This window comes from Rhodothermaceae bacterium (assembly GCA_009838195.1).
In the GTDB taxonomy this organism is placed as follows: domain Bacteria; phylum Bacteroidota; class Rhodothermia; order Rhodothermales; family Bin80; genus Bin80.
Window position 1 is genome coordinate 34,923 of the sequence record VXSC01000020.1, and the last position, 26,334, is coordinate 61,256.

General features: G+C 49.3%; 23 protein-coding genes and 1 tRNA gene. 22 read left to right on the forward strand and 2 right to left on the reverse strand.

Going from position 1 to position 26,334, the window contains the following annotated elements; all coding sequences use genetic code 11:
- The first annotated feature begins 37 nt into the window (after positions 1–37).
- The 19 genes from F4Y64_04805 to F4Y64_04895 all read left to right on the forward strand — a co-directional run bounded on the left by F4Y64_04805 (position 38) and on the right by F4Y64_04895 (position 18,284).
- The gene (locus F4Y64_04805) at positions 38–1,537 is read left to right on the forward strand and encodes a sodium-dependent transporter (GenBank protein ID MXX96919.1); all 1,500 of its coding nucleotides are present in this window, start codon (positions 38–40) and stop codon (positions 1,535–1,537) included.
- 40 nt (positions 1,538–1,577) lie between these two features.
- Positions 1,578–2,126, forward strand: a complete 549-nt coding sequence (locus F4Y64_04810) for a redoxin domain-containing protein (GenBank protein ID MXX96920.1) — start codon at positions 1,578–1,580, stop codon at positions 2,124–2,126.
- Entirely contained in the window at positions 2,105–3,058 is a 954-nt protein-coding gene (locus F4Y64_04815; protein ID MXX96921.1) for a hypothetical protein, read from the forward strand. Before F4Y64_04810 ends, F4Y64_04815 begins: the two co-directional genes overlap by 22 nt.
- 566 nt (positions 3,059–3,624) lie before the next feature.
- Positions 3,625–4,704, forward strand: a complete 1,080-nt coding sequence (locus F4Y64_04820; protein MXX96922.1) for a hypothetical protein — start codon at positions 3,625–3,627, stop codon at positions 4,702–4,704.
- A 30-nt stretch (positions 4,705–4,734) separates the two neighbouring features.
- A complete protein-coding gene (locus F4Y64_04825) occupies positions 4,735–5,388 on the forward strand; it encodes a hypothetical protein (protein MXX96923.1) in 654 nt (217 codons plus the stop codon).
- Between the two features lie 138 nt (positions 5,389–5,526).
- Positions 5,527–6,570: a hypothetical protein gene (locus F4Y64_04830; GenBank protein MXX96924.1), complete on the forward strand. Its 1,044-nt coding sequence runs from the start codon at positions 5,527–5,529 to the stop codon at positions 6,568–6,570.
- Between the two features lie 68 nt (positions 6,571–6,638).
- Complete coding sequence (locus F4Y64_04835) at positions 6,639–7,034, forward strand: phage holin family protein (protein MXX96925.1); 396 nt, start codon at positions 6,639–6,641, stop codon at positions 7,032–7,034.
- On the forward strand, positions 7,006–7,461 hold the full coding sequence (locus tag F4Y64_04840) for a hypothetical protein (protein ID MXX96926.1): 456 nt from the start codon (positions 7,006–7,008) through the stop codon (positions 7,459–7,461). Before F4Y64_04835 ends, F4Y64_04840 begins: the two co-directional genes overlap by 29 nt.
- A complete protein-coding gene (locus F4Y64_04845) occupies positions 7,439–8,107 on the forward strand; it encodes an adenylate kinase (protein ID MXX96927.1) in 669 nt (222 codons plus the stop codon). The genes F4Y64_04840 and F4Y64_04845 overlap by 23 nt, the downstream gene beginning before the upstream one ends.
- Before the next feature lie 23 nt (positions 8,108–8,130).
- A complete protein-coding gene (locus tag F4Y64_04850; GenBank protein ID MXX96928.1) occupies positions 8,131–9,120 on the forward strand; it encodes a polyprenyl synthetase family protein in 990 nt (329 codons plus the stop codon).
- A gap of 96 nt (positions 9,121–9,216) precedes the next feature.
- Positions 9,217–10,266 (forward strand): bifunctional phosphoglucose/phosphomannose isomerase, encoded by a 1,050-nt coding sequence (locus F4Y64_04855; GenBank protein ID MXX96929.1) that lies wholly within the window; start codon positions 9,217–9,219, stop codon positions 10,264–10,266.
- Between the two features lie 53 nt (positions 10,267–10,319).
- A complete protein-coding gene (locus F4Y64_04860) occupies positions 10,320–13,271 on the forward strand; it encodes a BamA/TamA family outer membrane protein (GenBank protein MXX96930.1) in 2,952 nt (983 codons plus the stop codon).
- Positions 13,207–14,367: a PQQ-binding-like beta-propeller repeat protein gene (locus F4Y64_04865; protein MXX96931.1), complete on the forward strand. Its 1,161-nt coding sequence runs from the start codon at positions 13,207–13,209 to the stop codon at positions 14,365–14,367. Before F4Y64_04860 ends, F4Y64_04865 begins: the two co-directional genes overlap by 65 nt.
- Before the next feature lie 58 nt (positions 14,368–14,425).
- Positions 14,426–15,139, forward strand: coding sequence for a hypothetical protein (locus F4Y64_04870; GenBank protein ID MXX96932.1), 714 nt, complete (start codon positions 14,426–14,428; stop codon positions 15,137–15,139).
- A gap of 63 nt (positions 15,140–15,202) precedes the next feature.
- On the forward strand, positions 15,203–15,721 hold the full coding sequence (locus F4Y64_04875; protein ID MXX96933.1) for a CvpA family protein: 519 nt from the start codon (positions 15,203–15,205) through the stop codon (positions 15,719–15,721).
- A 212-nt stretch (positions 15,722–15,933) separates the two neighbouring features.
- A complete protein-coding gene (locus F4Y64_04880) occupies positions 15,934–16,815 on the forward strand; it encodes a hypothetical protein (GenBank protein MXX96934.1) in 882 nt (293 codons plus the stop codon).
- 318 nt (positions 16,816–17,133) lie between these two features.
- Positions 17,134–17,460 (forward strand): MerR family transcriptional regulator, encoded by a 327-nt coding sequence (locus F4Y64_04885; protein MXX96935.1) that lies wholly within the window; start codon positions 17,134–17,136, stop codon positions 17,458–17,460.
- 10 nt (positions 17,461–17,470) lie between these two features.
- Positions 17,471–17,544, forward strand: a tRNA-Pro gene (locus F4Y64_04890).
- Positions 17,545–17,867: 323 nt separating this feature from the next.
- Positions 17,868–18,284 carry a helix-turn-helix domain-containing protein gene (locus F4Y64_04895; GenBank protein MXX96936.1) on the forward strand — a complete coding sequence of 139 codons (417 nt, stop codon included), beginning with the start codon at positions 17,868–17,870 and terminating at the stop codon, positions 18,282–18,284.
- Here F4Y64_04895 and F4Y64_04900 read toward each other — a convergent pair.
- Both F4Y64_04900 and F4Y64_04905 read right to left on the reverse strand, forming a co-directional pair.
- Positions 18,161–19,102 carry an ROK family protein gene (locus F4Y64_04900; GenBank protein ID MXX96937.1) on the reverse strand — a complete coding sequence of 314 codons (942 nt, stop codon included), beginning with the start codon at positions 19,100–19,102 and terminating at the stop codon, positions 18,161–18,163. The two genes, F4Y64_04895 and F4Y64_04900, sit on opposite strands and share 124 nt — an antisense overlap.
- Before the next feature lie 9 nt (positions 19,103–19,111).
- Positions 19,112–19,969, reverse strand: a complete 858-nt coding sequence (locus tag F4Y64_04905) for a DUF1080 domain-containing protein (GenBank protein ID MXX96938.1) — start codon at positions 19,967–19,969, stop codon at positions 19,112–19,114.
- 776 nt (positions 19,970–20,745) lie between these two features.
- Here F4Y64_04905 and F4Y64_04910 point away from each other — a divergent pair.
- The 3 genes from F4Y64_04910 to F4Y64_04920 all read left to right on the forward strand — a co-directional run bounded on the left by F4Y64_04910 (position 20,746) and on the right by F4Y64_04920 (position 26,299).
- Positions 20,746–22,470, forward strand: a complete 1,725-nt coding sequence (locus F4Y64_04910; protein ID MXX96939.1) for a GMC family oxidoreductase — start codon at positions 20,746–20,748, stop codon at positions 22,468–22,470.
- Between the two features lie 117 nt (positions 22,471–22,587).
- Positions 22,588–23,415, forward strand: coding sequence for a LamG domain-containing protein (locus tag F4Y64_04915; protein MXX96940.1), 828 nt, complete (start codon positions 22,588–22,590; stop codon positions 23,413–23,415).
- A 1-nt stretch (position 23,416) separates the two neighbouring features.
- Entirely contained in the window at positions 23,417–26,299 is a 2,883-nt protein-coding gene (locus tag F4Y64_04920) for a dehydrogenase (protein ID MXX96941.1), read from the forward strand.
- The last annotated feature ends 35 nt before the right edge of the window (positions 26,300–26,334 follow it).

Sequence of the window (26,334 nt, forward strand, 5' to 3'; positions counted from 1 at the left end):
CTATATCGCCGAACCAATCGATTGATTGATGCAGACTATGAACAGCAGCACACAGCGTTTTACATCCCGATGGGGAATGCTTCTAACCGTTCTGGGCATGGCGGTTGGGACGGGCAATATTTGGAGATTTCCCCGGATCGCGGCTACGAACAGCGGAGATGATGGCGCAGGGGCGTTTCTTGTAGCGTGGCTCGTTTTCCTATTCCTATGGAGTGTTCCCCTCATCATTGCAGAGTATGCACTGGGACGGAAAGGTCGACTAGGCGTAATTGGGACGTTCACCAAGCTCGCAGGTGATCGCTTTAGCTGGATGGGTGCCTTCTGCGTTTTTGTGGCGGCAGCCATCTTATTCTATTACACAGTCGTAGCCGGGTGGTGCATCTACTATCTCGGGCGAATGGTTTTCCTTGGGCCAGATCTCACGTATGAGGCCGCACAAGGGGCTTGGGATGGCTTCCAGAGTAGTTATTTCCCGATACTTTTTCATGTACTTGTAATTGGAGTTGGAGCTTGGGCAGTATGGAAAGGTGTTGGACGAATTGAGCGCGTGAACAAAATCCTAGTCCCAACACTTTTAGTAATTGTATTGATCGCACTGGTAAGAACCGTCTTTCTCAATGGTGCAGGTGACGGGATCCAATTTTTGTTTACCCCCGACTGGCCTACATTGACGCAACCCAGGATATGGCTTGAAGCCCTGACGCAGAACGCCTGGGATACAGGGGCAGGGTGGGGGTTAGTGCTCACCTATGGGGCTTACATGCAGAGCAGGCATGGGGTTGTTCAAAATGCATTTATCACTGGTGTCGGAAACAATACAGTTTCCATCCTTGCAGCAATTATTGTGTTTGGGACTGTATTTGCAATTCTTGGACAGGAGATGTCTCGTCCAGAGGTACTTGAAGTCATGCGTACCAGCGGGCCCGCTGCCACCGGGCTTACCTTCATCTGGATGCCGCAACTGTTTGCAAAAATGCCAGCTGGAAGCATTCTGGCAGTTCTATTCTTCTTGGGTCTGTCCTGTGCAGCAATTAGCTCACTGATTTCCATGATCGAAATGGTTGTGCGCTCCGTAACGGATTTTGGTGTTAACCGGTCACATGCAATTGTCGGAGTCTCGATCGCATCTCTGGTCTTGGGGATTCCATCTGCGATCAATCTTGGCTTTTTTGAAAATCAGGACTTTGTTTGGGGATTAGCACTCATCATTTCGGGAGCCTTTATGGCTATCCTGGTGATTCGACAGGGAGTCCGTTCATTCCGAGAGAAAGAAATTGATAACATGGTGGGAGATTGGAGTTCTGGTAGGCCATGGGATATTCTGCTGAACTACGTTGTACCACTTTTGGCGTGCGTGTTATTAGGCTGGTGGTTATGGTTATCCGTAACGGTTTACGCCCCTGATACCTGGTATAACCCGACGGATCCGTTTAGCCTGATGACATGCATTATGCAATGGGGAGTCGTGATCACGATACTGGTGATACTGAATCGCTCTATGGCAAAGCGTATTCGCTCTACTAATAATTTGGCATGATATCTGCTTAAACAGATAGTAAAACTACAATGATAGAATCATGTATCGACTAATTCTCCTCGCTGTAAGTTTACTACCCAGTGTGGTTTCAGCACAGGTGTCAGTTGGTGGTGTAATGCCGGATGTAGCACTTCAAAATATGCGCGGTGGAGACACTTCGACCCATGCACTTTTTGGAGATCAGGGCGCTGCCTTTGTGTTTTGGAGCAATGACTGTAACTGGACGGATCAGTATGAATCCCGCGTTGAGGCCCTTAATACGGCAAGTGTTCCGGTAATTTTAGTGAACAGTAATGATGCAACGGTTTTCCCGAAAGAGGCCGAGCCCGGAAAGCAGTACGATGTGGCATACGTTCGTGACCTCGGGGGGAATTTAGCTCAGGCTCTGGGTGCGGAGAGGACCCCGCATGTATTTGTTTTTGATCGAGAAAAAGCACTTGTCTATGCAGGTGGGATTGATGATTCACCTGCCGACGCACAGCAAGTACAGGCAGCTTGGTTTCAAGATGCCATTGAACAACTCTCCAGTGGGCAATCTGTGAGTGTCTCCTCGACGCAATCGTTCGGTTGCCGGATCAAACTACCGTGACGATTGCGGAAATAGAAGCCCAGTTCACGGGGCTGAATCGTGGGGATAGTTCTTTTGCTGAGATAGAGCAGGTACTGGAGACCTACCAGAGGACGTATTGCGAGGTCTATCGACGCTTTGGAGAGAAGCATCTACCGGTGTCAGCATTCAAACACGCCGAAATCGCAACATTCCCGGTTTCGGAAGCGGAATGCGTGTTTGTGAGTAGCGCGACAGGGAGCGGGCTTCGAAGTCGACATTTTGTGCGCCGGCTAGCTGTGTATGATGCTTCCGTGTGTGCAGCTTTCGAAGCCGTGTTTGGGAAGGGACCATACACGATTTGGGCTCATTTACCGGGATATTCTACCGAGTCCTCTCTCGTTTGCATGCTGAAAATTCTCATCCAACGGTATGGGGATGAGAGAAGTCAGTTCTTTCTGGCTAGCGAGCCCCCCGGTAATCTTGATGCCACCTCTCCCTTAGTGCTTTTTGGTGCGGCATTTGGTCTTCTATCTTTGAGTGAGGCAGGTCCTTGGCAGTTGCCTCAAAATGCACGGATTGTGGAAACCGGTGGGATGAAAACCCATCAACGCGATATTACTCGGAGGGAACTGCATGCGCGTTTGGCGGAAGGGTTCGGTATTCAAGAAGAGCACGTTTGGAGCGAGTATGGGATGTGTGAGCTTCTAAGCCAAGCCTATGCCCAAGGTGGGCCCGTGTACGTGCCTCCGCCATGGATGCATGTTCGGGTCGTTGATCCACATAATCCAAAACAGATTCTATCTGATGGGCAACCCGGGCTTATCGCGGTTACCGATTTGGCAAACATCCACACGGTCTCCAGTATTCTTACAGAGGATCTGGGAGTGAGCCATGGAGAAGGGTTTGAAGTTTTGGGACGTTTCCCAGGAAGTGCATTAAGGGGGTGCAATTTTTTATTGGAGAGTGCGTAAATATTCAACGGACCACTCGGATGCATTCAAAGTGAGAAGCGGCTTAATCAACATTGAGTCACCGAGATGGGGGCGGTAGAATACTCCTCAGAGTTGCAAATGTTATATGGCGTGATTGCGGTTAATTTCCTGTGTTGGCAATATCAAAATACTAGGATTCGCATTCCAAACTTACACACCTAAAATCATGACACACAACATAAAGTACTGGTTCGTTCGCGTTATTGCAATCATGGTCATATCCTTTATCGCTTATAGTGGTGGCGAATTGCTTGATAGAGCTACAGCTACCGCTGAGGCTGAATTCTGTGAGAACGATAGGTGCATAAATATTTTCGAAATTGGTTATTGCTATGATGCCCCAGGTTCCAAGCGCGGCTGCAATAAGATAGGGGGCAGTCGTGACACCTATAGATGTGGAGGGCCTAATGATGGGAAAACCCACATTCTCCAGTAGTTGGGTGCTGCAGATCGGTAAATCGATTGTCCCACACAAATTTGTGAATGTTTTCCGCTGTGTGGGCTGGTGTATTGCGGTAATAGTTACAACTGTATTTTCCCAGGGAGTGGGAAAAGCCCAAGCTGTGATTCACCCAACAAAGGAGAATATTCCAACTTCTTCTGATCCCCGTTTTGAGTTGAGTCATGAGATTGAAGGGGCTGATTTCTGGCACTGGAATTCATCGAGCATTTCGGAGATTGGGGTTGACGAGGGGGACACTTTCCAGATGCTCGGCATTGTATTTGACTTGGAGACTGATAGAGAAAGAACCGTTTATTATTTGGATCTGATTCACTCAGAGGTTCGCGCATATGATTACGAAGGGAATTGGATTGGAAATGTGGCGAATTCTGGAATTGGTCCTGGGGAACTTCAAAGCCCCGTTGGTTTGCTTGTTATCCCGGACAATAGTCAGATAGTTATTTCAGATCAGCTGACCCATCATGTTTTCGAGCGTAATGAGGCAACATTTGAGTTAGTGTCAACGCAGCGTCCTACGAATCCCAGTAGAAACGGACATCTCTGCACGATGAATGAACACTACTATCTAGTATCTTATGAATTTGGGTCCGCTGCATCTGAGCACAAAATCATCCAAAAATATACTCTGGATGGTGAATGGGTGACTTCTTTCGGAACGCCGTATATCTACGATGATCCGTTATTTCCGATTGTGTTTGCTGATGAAACGTTTATTGCATGTAACTCGGAGCATAACACCATTGCAGTAATCACAAATCACATTCCTGCCATGACGGGCTATTCAGATCAGGGGGAACTACTGTGGCAAGTCACCTTTCCCGATTTTCAGTCGGATGTAGTAGAAGAACTAGTGATAGAGGGGAGGGTAACTAGTAGGGTTATGTTTGAAGCAGGCACTTCCGTATTTCGGTCATTGTTATCCGATGGAGAATATTTCTATGTGACCTATGTTTTTCGAGAAAAAGCTTCACGATTGTTACAGAGATTACGTTTATCAGAAAGCCATGCATTCAGGGTGAATGCTCATTCTGGATTGGGTGTTTATTTGGGGGCTGCTGGCCCTGAGGAGGGCGAATTATTGGTGGCAATGGATGGGGAATATCGCTTTACTGTCACAAATAATTCTGGGTTTCCACAGATTAGGATACATAGTTTTCGATAAAGTCTAGAAGTGTGACTGACTCATTGAGGAATGAACCTAGGAAGTATCGTTGGAAACAATCGGTGGTGGATTTTGTCAGCTGCTGTCCTAGTTGCTACTTCTTTTGCTGTAGGAATCAGCGGGATATTTCAGTTGATACCTATCGTGGAAATTCATTGGCCAAAACAGGTTACTGAAATAGGATATGTACCGTCGTATGCAGAAGCTTCGGATAAGGAACTCGTGATGGTTTTTATGGGATCTTCCACCTGTGCCTTTAGCAATCACGACGCTTTACCGCCATTAATTGAGGATGCAAAGCTAAAACTGCAAAGTAAATCTATTGACCAAGGCTGGTCCTTCAGCGTGATCGGTGTGTCAGTAGATTGGCGTGCATCGGATGGCATTACCCATCTCGGCAAATTTGGCCATTTTGATGAAATAATGACGGGACGTAAATGGCACGGAACAGCAGCAGATCTCTATTCAAGAAAAATAATTTCAGGAATTCGGGCGACACCGCAGATATTTGTGTTTGCCCGCGATTACACCCAGAATAGTGAAGAGGTAAAGGAGTCGGTTCCCAAAGAGATTCCAATTCATCGTGTGGCAGGTATAGGGCAAATTGAAAATTGGCTGAATAGAGGGCTCCCTTTACCTCAAGACGCGCTACGACGTTTTTCAGGAACAGACGGTGCCCCTTAGGGATCACGTATCCAAGTACAGAAGGATACAACTAGTGAAGGGGTAGTGATATTTCAGATTGGGGGAAAGTAGTTTCAACAATTGTCGAAGTCGGTGTGTTACATGAGGCTCACTAGATAGGGCCTTATTGGAAAGTGCATGAATTCGCTGATCACCGGGTTGTCTAAGGCCACCCACGTCTGGTCTGATCCTGGCCTGCCATGTAGAAAAGACGCCGTGCAGGCAACGCTGACAGCATCCAACTCATTTACGGAGGAGGCCCTGGAGTTTGCGATTGATCAGCAAATGAGCGAGGTGACGAAATCCGCGTTGATGGCTTGGATTGGGGGAAGAAGACCAAAACGTGTTCATCAGGTTGGGGTGATCAATGCCGGGAATGTACCATTCGCTGGATTGCAGGACCTTCTTGCCGTTATTCTTTGTGATCATTCCTATGTTGGTGTGTTGTCCAGTAAATCTCCCTACCTCTTGCCAGCATTTGTTCAGACGGTCCGCGATCAGGGAGTAGATTTGGGTGTGAACTTTGTAGATCATGAAGCAGTCTGGAGGCAGGCGCAGGCGGTCATGGCGACTGGCAGTGATTCAACGATTGCCCAAATCAGTTCTCTTGCAACGATCAAGGGGCTACCACAGCAGAAGTGTTTATTTCGGAGTAACCGGTATGGGGTTTCAATTCTGGATGGACGTGAAACTGATCATGATTTGGATGACCTAGCACTGGATGTATTGTTGCATGAGGGGATGGGATGTCGCAATGTAGCACTTATTTTTGCACCTGCAGGACTTGAACCGGACCAGTGCCTCGAACACCTCGCTCGGGTGCGAGGGATATTTCCTGCACATCCCTCAACACCGGGAAGATTAGAAATGCAAAGAGCTTACTTAGCCGCGGTCAAGCAGCCACATGCGTATGGAGATGGCTTGGAATTTTTGGTCAGCAAAGGGCCTCCCGAAGTCCAGGTTCCGGGACATGTACGTTGGGTGGAATATGAGGATCTTGATGAAGTGATTCGCTTTGTTGAAGCAACATTTAGCGAAGTGCAATGCGTTGTGGCGCGTGATAGGTTATGCGAAAAATTGCCGGAGACTTGGGATGCTCAGCCACTTGGTACGACGCAAAAACCAGCACTCGCATGGAAGCCTGACGGAAGAGATACCATTGATTTCCTGTGTAACTTATAGAGGAACAAGAAAAGGCCCGCACAAGTTTGCGTTGTGCCTGGCAGCATAGCAATTGATCGTCAAGAGACGTGTGGAAAACAAGTAAGTCCGATCGCATTACACTGCATTCCAAGGAGCTGATCAAAAATCTCCAGGCTTGGCTGGATCTCAGGGTTCAGCTGGCAGGTTGGCAGTATTGGGATACGATTCTACAAAACCGAAAAACGATCTATGCCGTGATCGCCGCAGGTTTTTTACTTGCCATTTCTGTTATCTTTCTGCTAATTGCTGCGGCATTGGGGGTAGGATTTCTGTTGGGGCACATAGTGTGGGGATTTGTGTCCGTTGGCGTGATTATGGGAGTGGGTGCCTGGCTCCTGAGTCGCTTAACGGTCCGGTTGATGAACCCCGAAATTGAAAATATAGATCGTACGATTACTGAGACGAATGGACAAAATGGATCAGAAAAAGAAACGGACGAGTAGTGACGTCCGCGCAGCGCTTGATGACCGCGCACACCAAATTGAAAAGCACTTGGGTGCGCTTCGCCGTGAAGTGAGTGGCATGGTGCCTCCCGTTAAGGATATCATTGTCAAACATCCCATTGGCAGTGCCTGTGCGGTTCTTGGTGCGGGTGTGGTACTAGGGTACTTGATTGGGGGTGGTCGGCGTGAAGGAGGCTCTGGTGATGGTGCACTACTTGACGCAGTATTGGCTCCTGTGGTTGAGTCTATTAAAGAGCGTTTGAACAACGGAGAAACCTCAGAGGAAGCGGTCCGTGGAGCCCTGCGTACGTATGTGGTCCCACAGCGAGCCAGCGCACTCAACGAATTATTCCGGTTACTCCTCCCTATGGCTGTTGAGATGAGCCTAAAGGCGCTAGATAAGGATGGGGAAGAGGAAGAATCCTGATATTGTCGAAGCAGATCATCGACTTGTCTTCTTGGGGCCTCCAGGTTCAGGCAAAGGCACACAGGCAAGGCTGCTGGCGACGAAGCGTGGACTTTCGCACATATCTACGGGAGTCATTCTCCGCACAGAAATAAAAGCGGAGACTTCGATAGGCACTGAAGCAAGAAAGTATATTGTCACGGGGCGTTTGGTTCCTGACGAGATGATACGCTCATTGGCCGAAGATGCGATCAAGGCTGCAAATTTCCGAGGATTTATTCTTGACGGCTACCCGCGTACAATCCAGCAAGCCCAGTGGCTACATGAATTTCTGGACGCTCAAGAGGTCTCCTTGACCGCTGTGATCCAATTAGTTCTTGACGATGAGGATGTGGTTTCACGCTTATCGCAGCGGCGAATTCATTCTCTTACCGGCGAAAATTTCCATTTATCGAATAAGCCACCACCCAAGGAGGAGGCTGAATTTATCGTCTCTCGCCCAGATGATCAGCCGGATGCGATTCGAAAACGGCTAAAGGTGTATTACCGGGAGACCCACCCGTTGATTGAGTATTATGACTCTCGAGGCCTTCTTTTGCCTGTTCAGGCTTTAGGCTCGTTTTCCGAAGTACACGCCCAGATACGCTCCACCCTGCAAATGCCGTAGTTTCCAGAAATCAATGGTAGCACATGGGAAGGCAGCAGGACACTGATCTGGAAGTAAAGCTTGAGAGACTTCGCACCGAGATTAACTCAGGTCTTTCAGACTTGGTCAAACACCATCAGCCAAGTGAGCTCTATGACTCCGTGCGTTATGTGCTTTCAGGTGGAGGTAAGCGTGTGCGACCGGTTTTATTAGTTCTTTCGGCAGAGGTATTTGGGGTTGGAATCAGGCACACGATGCCACTCGCTTTAGCTGTAGAGCTGATCCACAATTTCTCTCTCGTCCACGACGACATCATGGATCATGCAGATAGTCGCAGGGGTCGAAAAACGGTTCACGTCCTATGGAATATAGACACAGCAATTCTATGCGGTGATGTATTACTTGCTTTGGCAGCTGAATGTATTGGACGGGCAACTTCAGGAGATACTGCACAACTAACCCGGGCATTTGGGAGGATGATTCGAGAATTATGTGAGGGGCAGGCGTTAGATATGGTCATCGGAAATAGCCAGAATCTCACGACCGATGACTATCTGCATATGGTTGATGGTAAGACAGGTGGGCTGCTCTCCGCTTCACTTGAAATGGGGGGAATTGCCGGCAAAGCAGACTCCGATTCTTGTTTGGCATTAAGGGAGGCAGGTAAATTTATAGGGAGAGCCTTTCAGATTAATGATGATCTCTTGGATCTGGTGGCAGATGATCAGCGCTGGGGAAAGGTTCAGGGAGGAGACTTGATGGAGGGAAAAGGGACGTATCTATTGACCGAAGCACGTCAGCGGGCAACAGGGGAAGATGCAGCATTCTTTGCGGGGATCTATCCTGGTTCAGGTCTAACCGAGGAGGAAATTCCCAAGGCGCGAGCACGAATGGAGGCACTTGGGGTTTTGGATGCAGCACGTGAACATGTCCATAGCTACACGCATCAGGCTCTGGATCGGATCCGTTCGCTATCGGGAAATACCACGGAGCTTCACGCGCTCATTCAAGAGATAGGCTCTCGGATCTATTAGTGTTGATCCGTTTTTCGGATACACGGTTCAATGGCGCTCGAATTGAACTTACAGGTTCTTGCAGTTGATAACTGCGCAGACCGAAATCATTAGATAATGACAAAAAAGATATTAGACCAGATTGATTCGGAAGGAATGTACGAGGCTGTTCGGAGTTTCTCTGAGCAGTTGAAACAGGGGCGTGCACGCGCTCTGAAAGCCAAATTTAATGGTTGGCCGGGAGATAGGGTCACAGGAGTCGTAGTTGCCGGTATGGGAGGCAGTGCGATGGGGGGAGATATTTTAGCGGCACTTTCAGTTGACCACGCATCCATCCCGGTTGCTGTATCACGTAGTTATTCCTTACCTGCATGGGTGGGGCCCAATACCGCTGTTGTGGCCTCAAGTTATTCGGGGAATACTGAAGAAAGTCTGGCCGCCTTCGAGGATGCCATTGCACGCGGGGCCAGGGTAGTGACCATTTCTACGGGAGGGAAACTTGCTGAGCGTGCTCACGCAAACAACGTTCCGCTTGTGCAACTTCCTTCCGGAATTCAGCCGCGTGCAGCGCTGCCGCATTCATTGTCCGCACTGTTGACGATTACGGAGCCGCTTCAACTTACAGCAGTTCGTCCAGAGGATTGGGATGAATCTATATCCATAACTGCTCAACAGTCAGAGGTGATGTCGGATCTGCCTAACCCAGACAATCCAGCCATGAAGTTAGCTAAAACTTTGCACGGCCGGTTTCCGGTAATCTATAGCAGTGAGCAGTTTGCCGCGGCGAACACGCGTTGGTGCAATCAAATGCATGAGAATGCAAAGAGCTTTGCCGTCGGGAATTGTCTCCCCGAGATGAACCATAACGAGATCATGGGGTGGGCACGATTCCAGTCGGAATTAAAGAAACTCGCTGTCATCGTGCTACGCGATAAGGAAGACCATAAACGCACGCAACGCAGGCTTGAGGTGACACAATCGTTATTGGCTCCGCATGCACACAGCTGGAATGAGATAAAAAGCGAAGGCAATAGCAGACTCGCACGTCTTCTATCTATCATGTATGTCAGCGACTGGGTGAGCCTGTATCTTGCGATATTGAATGAGACGGATCCATCTCCAGTAGGATTGATCTCCGAGCTGAAGGCGGCCTTGGCGCGAGGCTGATGACGGAACGGTGTGTGAATAATGGCGTTGCGTACAGGAACCGCCATTAATTCATGCGCTACACGGTTGCTGTATGGAGCTTGTATGTTACTCTGGGGGTTACTGTGCTCCCAGTGTTCGCCCAGTACAATTCTCATTTCGGGCGCAACAAGATCCAGTACGAAGATTTTGACTGGAATGTGCTCCAGACAGAGCATTTCGATGTGTATTTCTATCCCGAAATGCAGGAGCTCGCTGAACATGGTGCGGCCTTTGCGGAAGAGGCGTACGCAGAGCTCCAAAATCGATTCAACTTTTCCGTGACGCGCCGCGTCCCCATTGTATTTTATTCCTCCCAGTTGCATTTCAAGCAAACAAACATCACAGATGGGTTTATCCCTGATGGTGTAGGGGGCTTTTATGAGTTTCTAAAGGGACGCGTGGTGATCCCTGCGAATGGGAATCTGCATCGATTTCGGCGAGTGGTTCGCCACGAAATGGTGCATGTGTTCACAATGCATAAGATCGCACGTGTGTATCGGGATTATCGTATTCCAATGGATCGGTTGCCTCCACTGTGGTTTACCGAAGGGTTGGCGGAGTATTGGTCGGGTCCACAAGACTACCAACATGAGATGATCATGCGGGATGCAATCTTTGCGAACTATTTGGTCCCCTTGGAAAATATGTACAGAATTAGTGGCTCCTATGTGATGTACAAGGAGGGGGAAGCTTTATGTCGTTTTATTTCGGAGAACTATGGTGAGGACAAGCTCCTGGCTCTTATTGAGAACGCCTGGATTGACCGGGATTTCCGGAAGGTAATAGAGTATACTTTGCAGGAGGATTTACAAGAGATCAGTATTCAGTGGCAGCAGTGGCTGCGCAAAACTTATTATCCCAAATTGGATGCTGCTCAGAGTCCTACCCTGTTAACGGAAGGACTTTCTACGGAAGGGTTTAACTCAAAGCCAGCTTTCTATCAGACGAAGAGTGGGCAGCGGCAGGTTTTGTTCACGGGTAACCACGGCGGTTACAGTAATGTATATTATGTTCAGGTCGATTCGACGTATGCTCCAATTGATCAACCGGGGGTTTTAATTCGTGGTGAGCGCAACAGTCAGTTTGAATCGTTTCATCTTCTGGATAGCCGGATGAGTGTGTCGGAAGATGGGCGATTGGCTTTTGTTACCAAAAGTGGGGAGGCAGATGTGATCCATATCTATGACCTAGAATCCGGCTCAATCGGACCCATCTACGGTTTTGATGGAATGCTTGCGCTGTATTCACCGTCCTGGAGCCCAGATGGGATGCATATTGCCTTTGTGGCGATTGATCAAAGCGGTTTCATAGATCTGTACGTTTATGATATCGAGGGGGATCGGCTAAGGCGGTTAACGAATGATAGTTATGATGAGCGTGATCCAGCCTGGAGCCCGGATAGCCATTATCTGGTTTTTTCCTCTGATCGGACTTCAAAGGGCTTCGAAAATTCCTACAACCTGTTCACGTATGAACTGGAGACGGGGACGATTGATTATGTCACCTATGGTTCGCAGCATGATTTTTCTCCCAGTTGGAGCCCGGATGGTTCTCAGATTATTTATACGAGTACGAAAAAAGATTCAATGGGACGTTATGGCGGCCAGGATCTTTATGTAATTGATACCAAGCCGACCCCGCCTGTTGTCGCACTAGCGGATACGAAAATCCATGAAATTAGACCACCAAGCCCCGGATTACGATGGAAAAAGCGCTTGACAGAGTTAACCACCGCGATCTATGATCCGGTTTGGACAGAGGATCATCAGGTCATCTTTTCTGCATTTGAGAACTATCGATTTACTGTGCGGGCTTTGGGTGGTTTGGATACATTATTGCAGAGACCTGTGTCGTTGCATCCAGAGCCCCAGGTCATAGAGCCCCAGGAACCCTGGACGTTTCCACGGATTGAGGCGACTTCTGAAACTGATCGTTTGCGGTATCGGCGGCGGTATGGATTGGATATTGCGCAAGGACAGATATCCAGCAGTGCAGTCTGGGGTACAGGTGGTGCCGCCGTCCTTGCCTTCTCAGATCTTTTGGGCAATGATCGTTTCTTTCTTACCATATTCAACACGAGCGAATACACGGGAGATTTTCTCAGAAGCCTAAATGTGAATATTTCCAGGTTGCATCTCAATCGCAGGGCGAACGTTGGGTACGGGGTTTATCGGTATGGGGGATTGAGGTATGATCTGACCGACCCGGATGCACCTACAGAGTTTCCGCGTTTCTGGGAGGAGGTATGGGGTGGATTTGGAGCAGTGAGTTATCCACTCTCGATGTTTCGACGGATTGATGTGGCGACATCTCTGAGTTGGGATCACAAGGAAGTACCTCAACGAAGGATTGATCGTCAGGCACTGTTGTTGACGAACCAAATCAGCCTAGTTCATGATAATGCATTGTTTGGTTATAATGGCCCCCAGGATGGATGGAGGGGGAGGATATCTGCGGCATATACGACTGATTTGCTGTATTCTAACGTAAATTACATAACGTTGGAGGCAGACATTCGGCATTATTTGAGGATAGCACGGAACGTGACCTTTGCGTCTCGCGCTTTGGGCCGTATGAACCATGGGCGTGAGGCCCGTTTGTGGTTCATGGGCGGAAGTTGGGACTTGCGGGGATACCCACTCTTTGATGTACGCGGCAAGAAGGCCTGGTTTACATCTCACGAGCTTCGCTTCCCTCTGGTTGAGAACCCTTCGGCATACGTTCCTCCTTTAGCAATTTTGGGGATTGTTAACCTTAGGGGTGCATTATTTTTTGATGCCGCGCACACTTGGAATGATCGGTACAACGAGCGAGTTCGCCAGATTTATGCCGGAGAAACCCTTGGTTCCACGGGCTTCGGGTTCCGACTTAATCTATTTGGTGGGTTTGTGCTCCGGTATGATCTAGGTTATCGTTTTCGTGATGCATTCAAGTCGCGGGAATCAAATCTTTTCCGTCAATTCTTTTTCGGGTTCGATTTTTAGGAATTGCTTATCACTTTTTCTGCTACTCTGCATTGGCTGCGGTGGGCTGGCGGTGAGTGTAGATGCACCATCAGCGACTCAAGCTGAGCCGCACCTACCCTTGGGAATCGCATGGACGTACAACGCCCGGGCGGGATTCGGACCAGATGCTCCACAGATTTTCGACAATTCTGTCATGGTTGCGACTAGACAGGGAATAGTTCATTTCATTGATGTAGTCACAGGTAAGCGAGGCGGAAATAAACGATTCGGAGACGCAATCAATGGGTCTCCTGCAGTGATCGGAAATACATTGATTGTGCCACTGGCAGGGGGACGTACGGCGTTAGCTGCATATGATCTGGACCGTGCGGATATGCGCTGGCGTCTTCGCGGGGATCCTATTCAGGTTGGGGTCACCGCCTTGGAGTCAGGGGGGATTTATGTGAATACCGCTGGAGAGGTGCGGCGTTTTGAGATAGACGATGGGGCAGTGGTCTGGACCCATCAGATAGAGGGGCGTGCACGCGTACATGCTTCTCCCTTGGTCCATCATCAGTTGGTTATTGTTGTCATTGATAATGGAACCGTTTTGGCGCTTTCGCTCAATGATGGAAGTCAGCTGTGGTCGGTAGATGTAGGTTCACCAATCTATGTCGCCCCAGAGATATATGGCGAAATACTATTGGTATCAACGACACGGGGGAGCCTATTTGCCATGGATGTACAGAAAGGAGAAATTCATTGGAACACAACATTGGCGGATGAGACTGTTCAGATTTCTTCACCGACTGCAGATCATGAGCTTGTGGTGGCAGGTGCATCCGATGGAGTTTTGCGGGTGTTTGATCTTGATACCGGGGAAATAAAATGGAGTGCACAGTGCTCGGATGCATTGGCGGCACGGCCTCTGATAACTTCCGAAGTAATCTACACGGGAAGTATGGGGAACTGGTTCTATGCTTTTGATCGCCATAATGGTGACTTGCTACAGCAAATCGAGCTTCGGGGCCGAGTGAAGAGCGCAATGGCCCTGGCTGAAGGTGGATTGATTATTTTAACGGAGCCGCGTTATGTGGTCCGACTTACGCCTTTGAATACAGATGTTCACCTGTAATCGTCGATTTATAGGGATATGGTGTGGAGTTCTTTTCACCTTTATTCCATCTATCAGCATGGCACAATCCCAGATCCTGGTCCATATTCTAAGTAATGATATGGATGCAGCAGCTTATGCAGACTCATTGTACTTGGGACCCGCCGGTGGAGGCCCATATTGGGTTGATTCCACGACCAAGACCATCCGTCTTTCGACGCTCCGCGCTGCGGCTTGGAGTATGCCGCCGATTCAAGTACCTCTAAGGGCTGAGTCGGAAGATAGCGTACAGGTCACACTGAATTTTCCAAATTATCATCGGATTGAGTCTTATCCCTTCGGAGCGGAAGCCTGGTTGCAGGAGGGTGTGAAGCAAAGGCTTCTTGGGTTAACTCCCGTCGTATTCACTTCTTCGGGGACTGTTGACGGTATGTTTCGTATTGAACTGGAAGGATATATTCCCAGCATAGTGAAACCAAAAACAGATCTATGGAATCGCTACGAGGTTTCATTGAAGGCGCTCGCTCAGGTAAATGAGCGGTCAGGGCTGAGCCCTGCGATGAAGCAGCGAAGAAGCTGGATTGATTGGGGTACAGCAGCGGTAGCGATGGCAGCAGGTGTCGTGGCTGTACACTACAAATTCCGCGCAGATCGGATCAATGACGAATACCTCATGACGGGGGATGCATCTCTACGTCCACGTGTAGCTAGGCTGGATGATTATTCGGGAGTTGCACTAGGGGTCATGCAAGCTGGGCTTGTCACTCTGGCGGTTCGCTTCGCGCTCAAGTGAAAAGCGTGTTTCTTCAACTTTCATGGAAGTATTCCGTAGAGTCTGCTATTGTGATACGGTAAGATGAATTGGCTTGACATATTGATTATCGTAGTTCTAGGGGTCGGCTCCCTGATAGGGTTTCGACGTGGACTCATACTCCAACTTTTTGGTTTGGTCAGTTTTGTTGCATCATTTTTGATCGGTTTCCTCTACATGGAAGGTGTGGGGGACTGGTTTGAAAATCAGCTAGGAGTTTCCGTAACGTATTCTTCTCTTTTTGGCTTTGGGGCGGTGTTCCTGGGCGTTTACGTGTGTGCGATGATCGTTACCCGTTTCCTCGACAAAGTGGTCAAAAAAACTGTGGTGATCGGTGGCTTGAATCGGATTTTTGGGGGAGTCGTAGGACTGATCACCTCGGGCTTGGCATTAAGCTTGCTACTCTATGCTTTGGCCACGGTGAATCTCCCGCCGAGTGAGCTTCGCAGTTCGTCTGCACTCTACGAAGTCGTGTATCAATTCTTCCCACAGACATGGGATCTGGTAACCCAAAAATTCCCTGAGCTCTCTGAGCTAATCGACCGCTTCCCCTCTGTATTTTAACCGGCCCACGTCCAGACTCTGCCCGAGGGTAGATCTGTGTGTCGTCGGATCCGATATTCCTACCAAAATCATGTTTCAAGGTTGATTCATGGTGCAGTCTTAAATAATTTAGATTTAGACTGAATCTAAATAATAATGAAGTTGTTGAAGCGGCGGTCCGGGGAGTTCTGCCGGAACCTTATTCACTACGACAAAACATGATCAAACTTAAAATGAGAATTGCACTTCTTGCTACTTTGTTGTTATTGAGTGTCACCACGAGCAGTGCACAAAGCTCCAATTCTTGCGGCCTGCTGGTGATGGCGCATGGTGGAGCGGAGAAGTGGAATGCAGCAGTTGAGGATGCAGTTGCCCCAGTCCGTGAAAAGATCCCCACTTCCATAGCTTTTGGGATGGCGAATCCTGAAACCATGAAAGCGGCAGTCGCTGAATTGGAAGAGCAGAAGATTGATTGCATCGCCGTTGTACGGTTGTTTATGTCCGCGCATTCATTTCTTCATCAGACGGAGTACCTTCTGGGATTAAGAGAAGATCCGCCCCCTTTCTTTATATCTCATCATGGACCTCAGCATCACCATGAGCCACCAACTCCGGTGGAATTTCAGGGTAAAATTGCTATCAGTCAAACGGCTTTGCTGGATGCTTCCGAGATGGGAGAGGTTCTGGCTATGAATGCTCGTGCACTCAGCGATAGCTCCGGCAATGAATCTGTCCTAATTATTGCACACGGGGCGGGAGATGATGTAGTGAATGACGAGTGGCTTCTGAAGCTGGATCGGTTGTCGGATACTGTTCGGGAAATCGGTCTCTTCCGTAGCGTTGCGGTTCACAGTTTGAGGGAGGATTGGAAAGAGAAACGGTCCAAATCTGAGGCAGACATTCGTGGATTCGTAGAGGAGCATACAGAAGGTGATGGTCGTGTGATTGTGCTTCCTTTCAGATTGTTTGGGTTTGGACCGTACGCCAAAGTTCTGGAGGGACTAACCTATGAATCCAATGGTATTGGATTGTTGCCACATCCAAAAGTGAGCACTTGGATTGAGCGGACTGCCAATGAATTGTTCGTTGAATTATCTCAGGATACAGATGCATGATTTTGGATGCTCTTGATTGGTAATTGAGAGTTTTTGGTCGAGCTGTGAAATTCTTCGTGAGTCATTTTGGGTGCTTGCATTTACGGGAGAGTAGATCCATCGATTGGATCTGGAGACAAGGAATTTTTGATAGGCCGTTGAATCCAGTTAGTAAGGTGATCAGGCAGATCTGTGCGTATTTTCCTTGCTTTCGGTGATGCATCTTTGGGTGTGAAAGACAAAATGGGGGTGATCGCAAGCTAGCACACACCACATGGATACTGACTTCCGCTTGGTATTACCGTTTCGTTTTGTAAATTCAGGGAATTCAATGATCCGATGAAAAAAACTCCTAAACTTTATTACTCGATTGGGGAGGTGAGCAAAAAAATCGGCGTGGAGGCGTATGTGCTCCGCTATTGGGAAAGTGAATTTCATCAACTCAGACCACGAAAAAACAGCTCCGGCCGACGAATTTATACAAAAGATGATCTAAAACTGGTGCGTCAAATCTATGACTTGCTTCGTGTAAAGAAATACACGCTTGAGGGTGCACGGCAGGCTCTGAAAGATGGACGTGAGAGGCCTGCTGATCAGAAAGCAGAACGGGACGAATTACTGAGATTACGCTTATTTCTGGAGAACATCAGTCGTCAATTGGCGTAACCACCAGATCCGGGACGTAGCGCAGCCAGGTAGCGCACTTCAATGGGGTTGAAGGGGTCGTGAGTTCAAATCTCGCCGTCCCGACGGATAGATAGTGTAGTTTTTCTGACTGTATGCTTACAGTGACATCACCCCGAACCGACACTCGGTGCGGTTTCGTTGATGTCTACTAGGGAGACACGTTAAACAGAAGTCGTTCGAAAATTCTTCCATCTATTTTCTGTAGGACACTACCAAGCTGAGACATCACGTATTCAGTGCTCAGTCCGTAGTATTCAAAGTCTGACTACAGTTTCTAGTCGGTGATGTATTTTTCTCTATGAGCATGGATGGTTTTAGCGGATCGCACATCTCCTTTTTTGTGTGACCAGGCGGTTTACTCTATAATATGGTATAAGCTTTAGTAAATGTCAAACAGTAAGCTTGAGCAGGCGAAGCGCAAGTATGCGGAGGATCTACGCACTCTAAGGAAGCAGAAAGGTGTCTCATTAGACGCGATTTGTACAGAAACCAAAGTCATCAAGACTGTGCTGGAAGAGTTCGAGATCAACTGCCTCCATCGAAATAATAGATTCAATAAAGTCTACCTTTATTCCTTGGTCAGATCGTACGCGAAGATTACGGGCCTAGATGGTGACCAGATTTTGAGTGCGCTCTATATGGCACTAGATGGCAGCTATGATGGCAGGTTGAGTCCAGATTATAAACCCAAAGAGAAGCCAGCGAAGCTAGCGGAGTCATCTACCAAGAAATCGGCCAACACCAGCGAGCCCAATAAAGGGGCATCACCTCCCAAATCGGATAAACGTACACGCGGGGGATAAGGAATGGCATTCGCCAATTCTTGACGCATTTGTTTGATGATCTCCGGGCGGGCAAGCCCAATGCTTCCGCTCAAAATAATGATCGCAGGATCTATAACACTGGCTAATCCTACAGCGGACTGTGCGATGTAGTTTGTTGCTGTAGTGACCAGTTCTTTCGCTTCGGCATTTCCTGCGTCCGCCGCCTGATAGACTTCAATAGTACGCGTTGAGTCTGAGGGACCGCTTTGGATGCGTGCCCATTGGGCAGCCAGTCCAGCCCCGCCGGCAAGACGCTCTAGACACCCACCAGGCTGCCAAGATTGTCCAAGGTGTTCCGGCGAGGGAATCATCTTGCCGATTTCCCCGGCGGAGTGATTTGCGCCACGTAATACCTTTCCATCTATGAGGATTCCAGTGGCAATCCCGGTACTCACGGTCATATAGACCATCGGCGATCCTACCGGGGAAGTGCTCAGCCCGGCTTCTGCAACTGCTGCTGCATTTACGTCATTCTCTATGACCGTAGGGGTTTCAATTTTCGACTCAAGGGCGAAGCGTAGGGGAACGTTTACCCAGTCATTCAGATTGGCGGCCTCGAGCACGATCCCAGCTTCCGGGTCAGTCATTCCCGGTGCAACGCAGCCAACCGCACTCAGTTGGTCGCCACTCTCAAGCCCATCACGAATTAAGCCAACCGCTACGTCAAGTACGGCTTCGGGTCCCTGCTGTGGAGTTGCAGCCGAGGCCCGGTAGTAGATTTCTTGAGGACTACCCTTGTGAGCGAGTGCACACCGGGTTCGCGTCCCTCCGATATCAATCCCTGCAATGAGTGTCATGAAGCAGGATTAGATGTCCGATTCCAGTTCGCGAATCCAGATATTGCGAAAGCGCGTCGGTTCGTTGTGATCCTGAAGAAACAGGGGCAACGCATCTTCATGGGCTTTGTAGGGAGGACGGGATTTGTGTCCTGACGGGCCAGTCAGTATAACATTGTCCTGAACAAGTACATCGTTGTGGAAAACAGTTACTCTCGCTGGCTCCTTTAAACTACCATCTTCCTCAAAGTGGGGTCTCCTGAAGACAATGTCATAGGACTGCCATTCCAGTGGGGGTCGACTTGCATTCACCAGTGGAGGATATTGCCCGTACAATGAGGCGGCCTGTCCGTCGGGATAGGTCTTGTTGTTGAACGAGTTCAGTACTTGAACTTCATAAGTGCTCATGAGATAGACGCCACTGTTACCACTGTCTTGCCCTTCTCCGCTGTTTGGGGTAGCCCATTCGATATGAAGCTGAACATCCCCAAATGAACGTATGGTTTTGATAATACCCGTTCCAGGTTTGACCTCCATATAGCCATCTCGTAAATACCAAACGACCGGGTCTCCATTCGCATGAGTCCATTCGTCGAAATTTGTGCCATCAAACAGTACAATTGCATCCGAAGGAGCAGGGGATGAAGTCAACTCTCCAGGGGTTACAATTTGTGGCTGGGGGCGATCAAGGTCATGGATATCCCATGCTTCCAGAGAAGGGACTTGTCCCAGCACGGGGGAAACGGTGACCAAGAGAGCCAGAGATAGTATTGAGCCTCTTGCAAAACCCTCCTCCAACCTGTAAAATATTGCCCTGGGTAGTCCATGGGTGATATCCGTATCTAAACGAAGGGGTTTTGCAAGAGCCTCTATTGTGAATTGCTGCATGGAAATGAAGTGCTTAATCAGGTTCTGTAATTAAGGCCAAAAAGATGGATTGTCAGCTTATCGAATGATATAGGTCATCAGCCTCACAATCCTGAGAACCCGTAAGATAATACCTGGATGGGAAGGTGGCGTTATAGAGTCAGCCGATGGATGTTTTTTCAGGGTAAAGACTAGTTGGCACACATAGGCCTAGGCGACAGGTTCTATCAAATTTTATGCAGGGTTTCAACGAGATTCAGCCCTATGTCGAGAGTTATTAAGGGGATGGCATTACCTACAAGGATCCGTATCTTCCACGTTGCCATGCATGATAAGGGTACTGTGCTGGGGTAAAATAAATTGGTCGAAACACGAAAAGATGCCGGAAATACATCGCTGGAACCCTGTGGATTTGAGGGGTGTTGGCGCCACGAGGGTTTCAATTTTACGCCGGGCCGGTAGAACAAATTACCTGACTAGGTGGGAATCTGAACTTAAATCTGGAACAGGTAGGGATGGAGAAGACATTATCTGGAGATGAATATCGTTGAACAAACGGGATCTATGTATTTTGAAGCATAGGTTGGGAGAAAGAATCGGAGTTACGCACACTGGAAGAATGTTTTGCCTGTATGAAATATTTTTGAGCGATGCAGCACAGTTGCTCACAGACGCAGCGCAGCGATGCGATCGTATTATTTGATTGGTTCTGAGGATGGCAGTAATCAAAAGTCTCCGACTACTGCCAGTATCCATTGCTCTACTTCTATAAGTCAACATCAATGCTCGAGGCGATTATGAATAAAAAAGCTGCTTATGTATCCCGGTCACAGGAAATTACGGATGTCATCGTAGTGGGATCTGGTATCAGCGGAGGTTTTGCAGCAAAAGAGCTCACGGAGGCAGGGCTGAATGTTTTGCTTTTGGAGCGAGGTTACAACCTAGTGCATGGTGCAGGATACGTCACTGAACATCTGGAAAACTGGGAATTTCCTGCCCGCAATAGTAAGGGTTCACGCATGCATCAGCAGCAGTACGCGATTCAATCACGGACCTATGCTTTTGCGGAGCACACGGAACATTTTTTTATCAATGACAGAGAAAACCCTTATGTAGAAGGGGATCCATTCACTTGGATCAGAGCGGATGTAGTTGGTGGGCGTTCACTTTTATGGGCTCGTCAATGCTATCGCTGGGGGCCTGTGGATTTTGAGGCGAATGTACAGGATGGCATGGGCATTGATTGGCCGATCCGATACGAAGAAATCGCACCGTGGTATGACCATGTGGAGCGATTTGCCGGGATCACAGGCCAACCGGAAGGCCTTCCGCAGTGTCCCGACGGCGTTTTCTTGCCTCCCATGCCCTTGAACTGGGCAGAACAGCGTGTCCGGGAGGCTATGGAGTCCCACTTTGACGACCGATTACTGACAATTGGACGAGCGGCAATTCTTACCCAGCCTCATAATGGTCGGGCTGCATGCCATTATTGTGGACCATGTTACCGAGGATGCTCAGCAGGGGCCTATTTTAGTAGCCAGAGTGCAACACTGCCTGCTGCTTTTGCAACGGGCAGACTGACGCTACAACCGGAGAGTATCGTGCACAGCGTGATTTATGATGAAACACAAAGGAAAGCCACGGGGGTTCGCTACATAGATCGTAGTACGGGAGTCATGCGAGAGGCGTATGCTCGAACTATCTTCTTATGTGCCTCTGCATTAGGGACGACACAGATCATGTTAAATTCGACATCGTCCCGCTTCCCCAATGGTCTTGCGAACGATAGTGGGGCTCTGGGACATTATTTGATGGATCATCATTTTCAGATTGGTGCCACCGGTCAACTGCCAGGCGGCGAAGACCGATATTTTCAAGGGAGTCGTCCGAACGGGATCTATGTTCCGCGGTTTCGGAATCTTTCCAAAGAAACCCGGCGCAGCGACTACCTTCGGGGCTTTGGCTATCAGGGAGAGGCGACGAGACCCTCCTGGGGTCGCCTGGTTCACGGCTTTGGACCCGAGCTCAAACAAACACTCAGGAGGCCCGGGCCCTGGGAAATGGTGCTGGAGGCATTTGGTGAAGCATTACCAAGTTTTGACAACTATGTGACACTCGATGAATCCGTCACGGACGCATGGGGGATGCCAGTTTTACGAATCCACTGTAAGTGGGGTGAGAATGAATTTGCCATGCGCGAGGACATGAAAGAATCAGCTGCAGAAATGCTGGATGCCGCGGGCGCTAAAAACATAGAGATCTATGATCACCATACAGAGGATGGCCTTGGTGCGGAACCGGGGTTGGGGATACATGAAATGGGAACTGCTCGTATGGGACGGGACCCGGCAACCAGTGTATTAAATGCACATAATCAGTGTCACTCAGTCCCCAATGTATTTGTGACTGATGGCGCATGCATGACTTCCTCGGCGTGTCAGAATCCATCAATTACATACATGGCTTTGACGGCAAGAGCCGCCAGTTATACGGTTGATCAACTGAAACGTTTGAATCTCTGATTACGTGAAGAGGCGGCGAATTGTCAGCTTGATGATAGGAGACACGTTCTGTACCTGTAGATTTCAAAGCAATATGCGGTACAGCCAGGCCCTTTATATTGCCCCGACTACATTCAAATGATTGCTTTACTTCTTCTGATCCAGTTATCTCCTCTGCAGGAGGCACTTACTTTCCACGCTTCTTTTGATTCGGCATCGACCGCAGACATTGCAGCGGGAGATCCGGTTCTTTACCGGGCTCAGGGGTGGGGGGAGCGCAATAATGCCAAGCCAGCTTCCTTACCTGAAGGTGACGTGTCGATTCTATCTCATGGCGGCCGCCATGGCGGAGCCTTAAACTTTTCCCGGTACGCGGAAGCACTTTACTTTTTTAGGGCACAAGATAATTTGCCTTACCACCAAGAGGGATGGAATGTGACCATCTCATTCTGGCTGAAACTGGATCCCAATCAGGACTTGTTTGAGGGGCAGTGGTGCGATCCGATACAGATCACGTCACGAGCTTGGGATGACGCCTCCATATTCGTAGACTTTACTCGTAACCGTCCACGGCAATTTCGATTTGCAGCATTTGCGGACCGCACGATATGGAACCCCGATAACCAGCCGTGGGAGGAAATGGCACCGGGAGTCATGCCAATGATCATTGTATCTGATCCACCATTTTCGCACGATTCATGGACGCATGTGGTCCTGGTATTACAGAAATTCAACACCGATCAAAACCATGCGGTACTCTTCGGCTATCTCAATGGAGAACTCTCTGGTGTGTTGGAAGGGCGGGACCAAATCCTTACCTGGAACTCTGAGGATGTCCTCACGCAGATCGGACTACAGTTCAAGGGTCAGATAGACGACTTGGCCTTCTTCAATCGAGATCTCTCGACTGCGGAAATCCAACAACTATACATGCTGCCGGAGGGCATTGCTGCGTTACACAAATAGTATGCATAAGTACTATCTCTTGCTATTATCCGTGCTGCTTTGGAGTTGCACGACGACAACCGGACCTCCTTATGCTCCCGGTGAAGCACTTGGCACCATCGAGGTTGAAGAGGGATTCGCCGTCGAGTTGTTTGCTGCAGAGCCACTTGTACAGGATCCCGTGGCGATGACGATTGATGAGCGGGGACGGGTGTATGTGGTAGAGATGCCCGGTTATCCGTTAGACACGGGTGGTTCTGGGCGAGTGAAGCTCCTTAGTGATACGGACGGTGACGGGTATCCGGATACTGCCACTCTTTTTGCCGAGGGATTGACGCTCCCCAACGGGGTGATGCGCTGGAAACAAGGGGTGGTCGTAACGGACCCACCAGATGTTCTTTACCTCGAAGATACTGATGCGGATGGAGTTGCAGATGTTCGTGAAGTCATGCTCACGGGGTTTGCCTTGAGTAATCCTCAGCACAATGCAAATACCCCCCTTTATGGTCTTGACAACTGGATCTACATTGCCAATAACGGCACGATTTCCTGGACAGAAAAATATGCAGACCCGTTCGGTGATACTGGCGGGGAGATCTTCTTTCCCGCTCAGCCGGAAGCTCCTCGGTTACCTCCGAATGGATTTGATCGCAATATTCGGTTTCGACCGGACACATTCGAACTTCAGATGCGGAGTGGGGATTCACAGTTCGGCCACACGTTTGACGCATGGGGGCGTCATTTCCTAAATAGTAACAGCCATCATCATTATTACGAGGCATTGGCAGCACCTTATCTGGAGCGTAACCTGTCCGTTGCAGTTGGCGATGCGACTCAAACTTCATTGCGCGGTGCCAGAGCCTCCCAGGTGTTCCCGATTACTGTAGATCCAGAGCACCAACTGCTTACGGATCGGGGAGTGATGACATCTGCATGTGGCATCACATGGTATCATGGGGGCTTGTTTCCTGCTCCATATAACGACAATATTACCTTTACGGCTGAGCCAGTACACAACCTTGTCCATGTGAACAAGGTTACGGTAGAGGGCAGCAATTTTGTTGCCTCCCGGATCAGAGAGGGGGAAGAATTTCTGGCTTCAACCGATAGTTGGTTTAGACCTGTGAATTTCACCGTGGGACCGGACGGAGCGCTATATATCGTAGATTATTATCGGCAAATCGTGGAGCATCCAGAGTGGATGGATGATGACGTCGTCGAAGCAGGGATTCTGACACAAGGCACTTCGCGAGGTAGAATTTATCGTATCGTTCCAGAGGGAACTCCGCGGCCGTTTTGGGTAAATACCCTGGAGTCAATGGATACTTCGGAACGCGTCCATCGTCTGTCTGACGCGAACGGATGGTGGAGAATGGCAGCGCAACGATTGCTTGTGTCCGAGCGTGATACAGCCGCCATACCGCTTTTGAGGGAACAGCTTTCCCAGGAAACGCAACCGGAAGGGCGACTCCATATCCTGTGGTCTTTGCATGGACTGGGTGCCCTTCGTACGGAGGACATTCGCATCGGATTAGAGGATCCTCATCCCGGTGTTCGAGAAAATGCGGTCCGTCTAGCAGAAATGGACAAAAATGGTTGGGAGGCCCTGGCCCCTGATCTCCTACAACTTGTCAACGACACCAACGCAAAGGTACGCTATCAGGTCTTGACGACTCTTGGACTGATCGATACAGACTCCGAAGAGATCTTACGTGCACAGGAGCAGATTCTACGTCGAGATATTGATGATGAATGGGTGCAGATAGCTGCCCTGCTTTCGGTGCCCTCGGATCGTCTTCTCAGGATTGCCCTGAGCCATTCGGATAATTCTGCGCTTGTGGAGAAATTAGCTGGGGTAATCGCTCGAGAACAGCGTGCAACTACACTCTTCGCGAGAGTGCTTGCCTCGGGCGATGATTTGTGGTGGCATGCTCCGGTGCTTCGTGGTATCGCTTCAGCCGGCTCGAAAGCATCTTCTTCGCAGGCAAACGACCTGGTAGCATGGATGTGGTCAACTAGAAACGAGGAAGTTGCGCGTGCGATACTGGCACTCTTGCCGGTAACCAACTTGACTGCGGATGTTGTGGATGAGGCGTACCGCTTGGCTCAAGATCCGCAAGTATCTCTACCTCAACGTCTCAGGGCAGTACGCATTCTATCAGTTGCTCCTACTGGTCCGGAGTTACTGATTACTCTGTTCACCGGTGAAGCACCGCTGGATGTACAACTTGAGGTGTTAAGGGGGCTGCGCCGGAGGGGTGGGGTGGAAGTTGCGGTGCATATCCTGAATGAATGGACACGCTTGACTCCGCAATTGAGGCGTACTGCTTTGGAAACGTTTAATAATGCCGAGCGAGCCGCTATCCTTGTTGAAGCTTTGGAATCAGGGGTTGTTTCTACTGCAGAGCTATCTTGGAATCAGAGAGTGCGACTGATGCGTGATACCCCGGAGCCAACCCGCAGCCGTGCTCGTGCGCTACTCCAAGTGACCGATGAGGCCCACGGGAAGGTGGTAACCGATCTCGTCGGCAATTTCGAATCGGGAGCGTCCATATTTGCGACTACCTGCGCGTCCTGTCATACACGAGGGTTTGGGCCAGACTTGGCGACCGTTAGTCATTGGCCAGACCATATGCTGATTGATGCCATTCGTAATCCATCCAAGTCTATCTCTAGCGGTTTTGAGTTGTGGCAGGTGGTGACGGTGCAGGGAGATACTTTGCGGGGTACTATCGCTTCGGAAACCGCCTCGGCGGTGCGGCTTTTGGATGACCAATCAGATACAGTCATTCGCCGATCGGAAATTGAGAGTGTACTGCCAATGACGATTTCGGGGATGCCGGAGGAGTTGGTTCCCGATCCCCAGAAGCTGGCAGATCTCTTGGAGTTTTTGAAGCAGCTCTGAAGGCTCAGTACATCCCAATTGATACATTTTCTGCG

Coding starts and splice junctions, on each gene's coding strand:
- F4Y64_04880 (MXX96934.1), top strand. CDS start 15,934: ATGAGAATTGCACTTCTTGCTACTTTGTTGTTATTGAGTGTCACCACG.
- F4Y64_04825 (MXX96923.1), top strand. CDS start 4,735: ATGAACCTAGGAAGTATCGTTGGAAACAATCGGTGGTGGATTTTGTCA.
- F4Y64_04830 (MXX96924.1), top strand. CDS start 5,527: ATGAATTCGCTGATCACCGGGTTGTCTAAGGCCACCCACGTCTGGTCT.
- F4Y64_04860 (MXX96930.1), top strand. CDS start 10,320: ATGCGCTACACGGTTGCTGTATGGAGCTTGTATGTTACTCTGGGGGTT.
- F4Y64_04910 (MXX96939.1), top strand. CDS start 20,746: ATGAATAAAAAAGCTGCTTATGTATCCCGGTCACAGGAAATTACGGAT.
- F4Y64_04855 (MXX96929.1), top strand. CDS start 9,217: ATGACAAAAAAGATATTAGACCAGATTGATTCGGAAGGAATGTACGAG.
- F4Y64_04870 (MXX96932.1), top strand. CDS start 14,426: ATGGCACAATCCCAGATCCTGGTCCATATTCTAAGTAATGATATGGAT.
- F4Y64_04810 (MXX96920.1), top strand. CDS start 1,578: ATGTATCGACTAATTCTCCTCGCTGTAAGTTTACTACCCAGTGTGGTT.
- F4Y64_04905 (MXX96938.1), bottom strand. CDS start 19,969: ATGCAGCAATTCACAATAGAGGCTCTTGCAAAACCCCTTCGTTTAGAT.
- F4Y64_04915 (MXX96940.1), top strand. CDS start 22,588: ATGATTGCTTTACTTCTTCTGATCCAGTTATCTCCTCTGCAGGAGGCA.
- F4Y64_04895 (MXX96936.1), top strand. CDS start 17,868: ATGTCAAACAGTAAGCTTGAGCAGGCGAAGCGCAAGTATGCGGAGGAT.
- F4Y64_04850 (MXX96928.1), top strand. CDS start 8,131: ATGGGAAGGCAGCAGGACACTGATCTGGAAGTAAAGCTTGAGAGACTT.
- F4Y64_04875 (MXX96933.1), top strand. CDS start 15,203: ATGAATTGGCTTGACATATTGATTATCGTAGTTCTAGGGGTCGGCTCC.
- F4Y64_04805 (MXX96919.1), top strand. CDS start 38: ATGAACAGCAGCACACAGCGTTTTACATCCCGATGGGGAATGCTTCTA.
- F4Y64_04885 (MXX96935.1), top strand. CDS start 17,134: ATGAAAAAAACTCCTAAACTTTATTACTCGATTGGGGAGGTGAGCAAA.
- F4Y64_04845 (MXX96927.1), top strand. CDS start 7,439: ATGGGGAAGAGGAAGAATCCTGATATTGTCGAAGCAGATCATCGACTT.
- F4Y64_04900 (MXX96937.1), bottom strand. CDS start 19,102: ATGACACTCATTGCAGGGATTGATATCGGAGGGACGCGAACCCGGTGT.
- F4Y64_04920 (MXX96941.1), top strand. CDS start 23,417: ATGCATAAGTACTATCTCTTGCTATTATCCGTGCTGCTTTGGAGTTGC.
- F4Y64_04840 (MXX96926.1), top strand. CDS start 7,006: ATGGATCAGAAAAAGAAACGGACGAGTAGTGACGTCCGCGCAGCGCTT.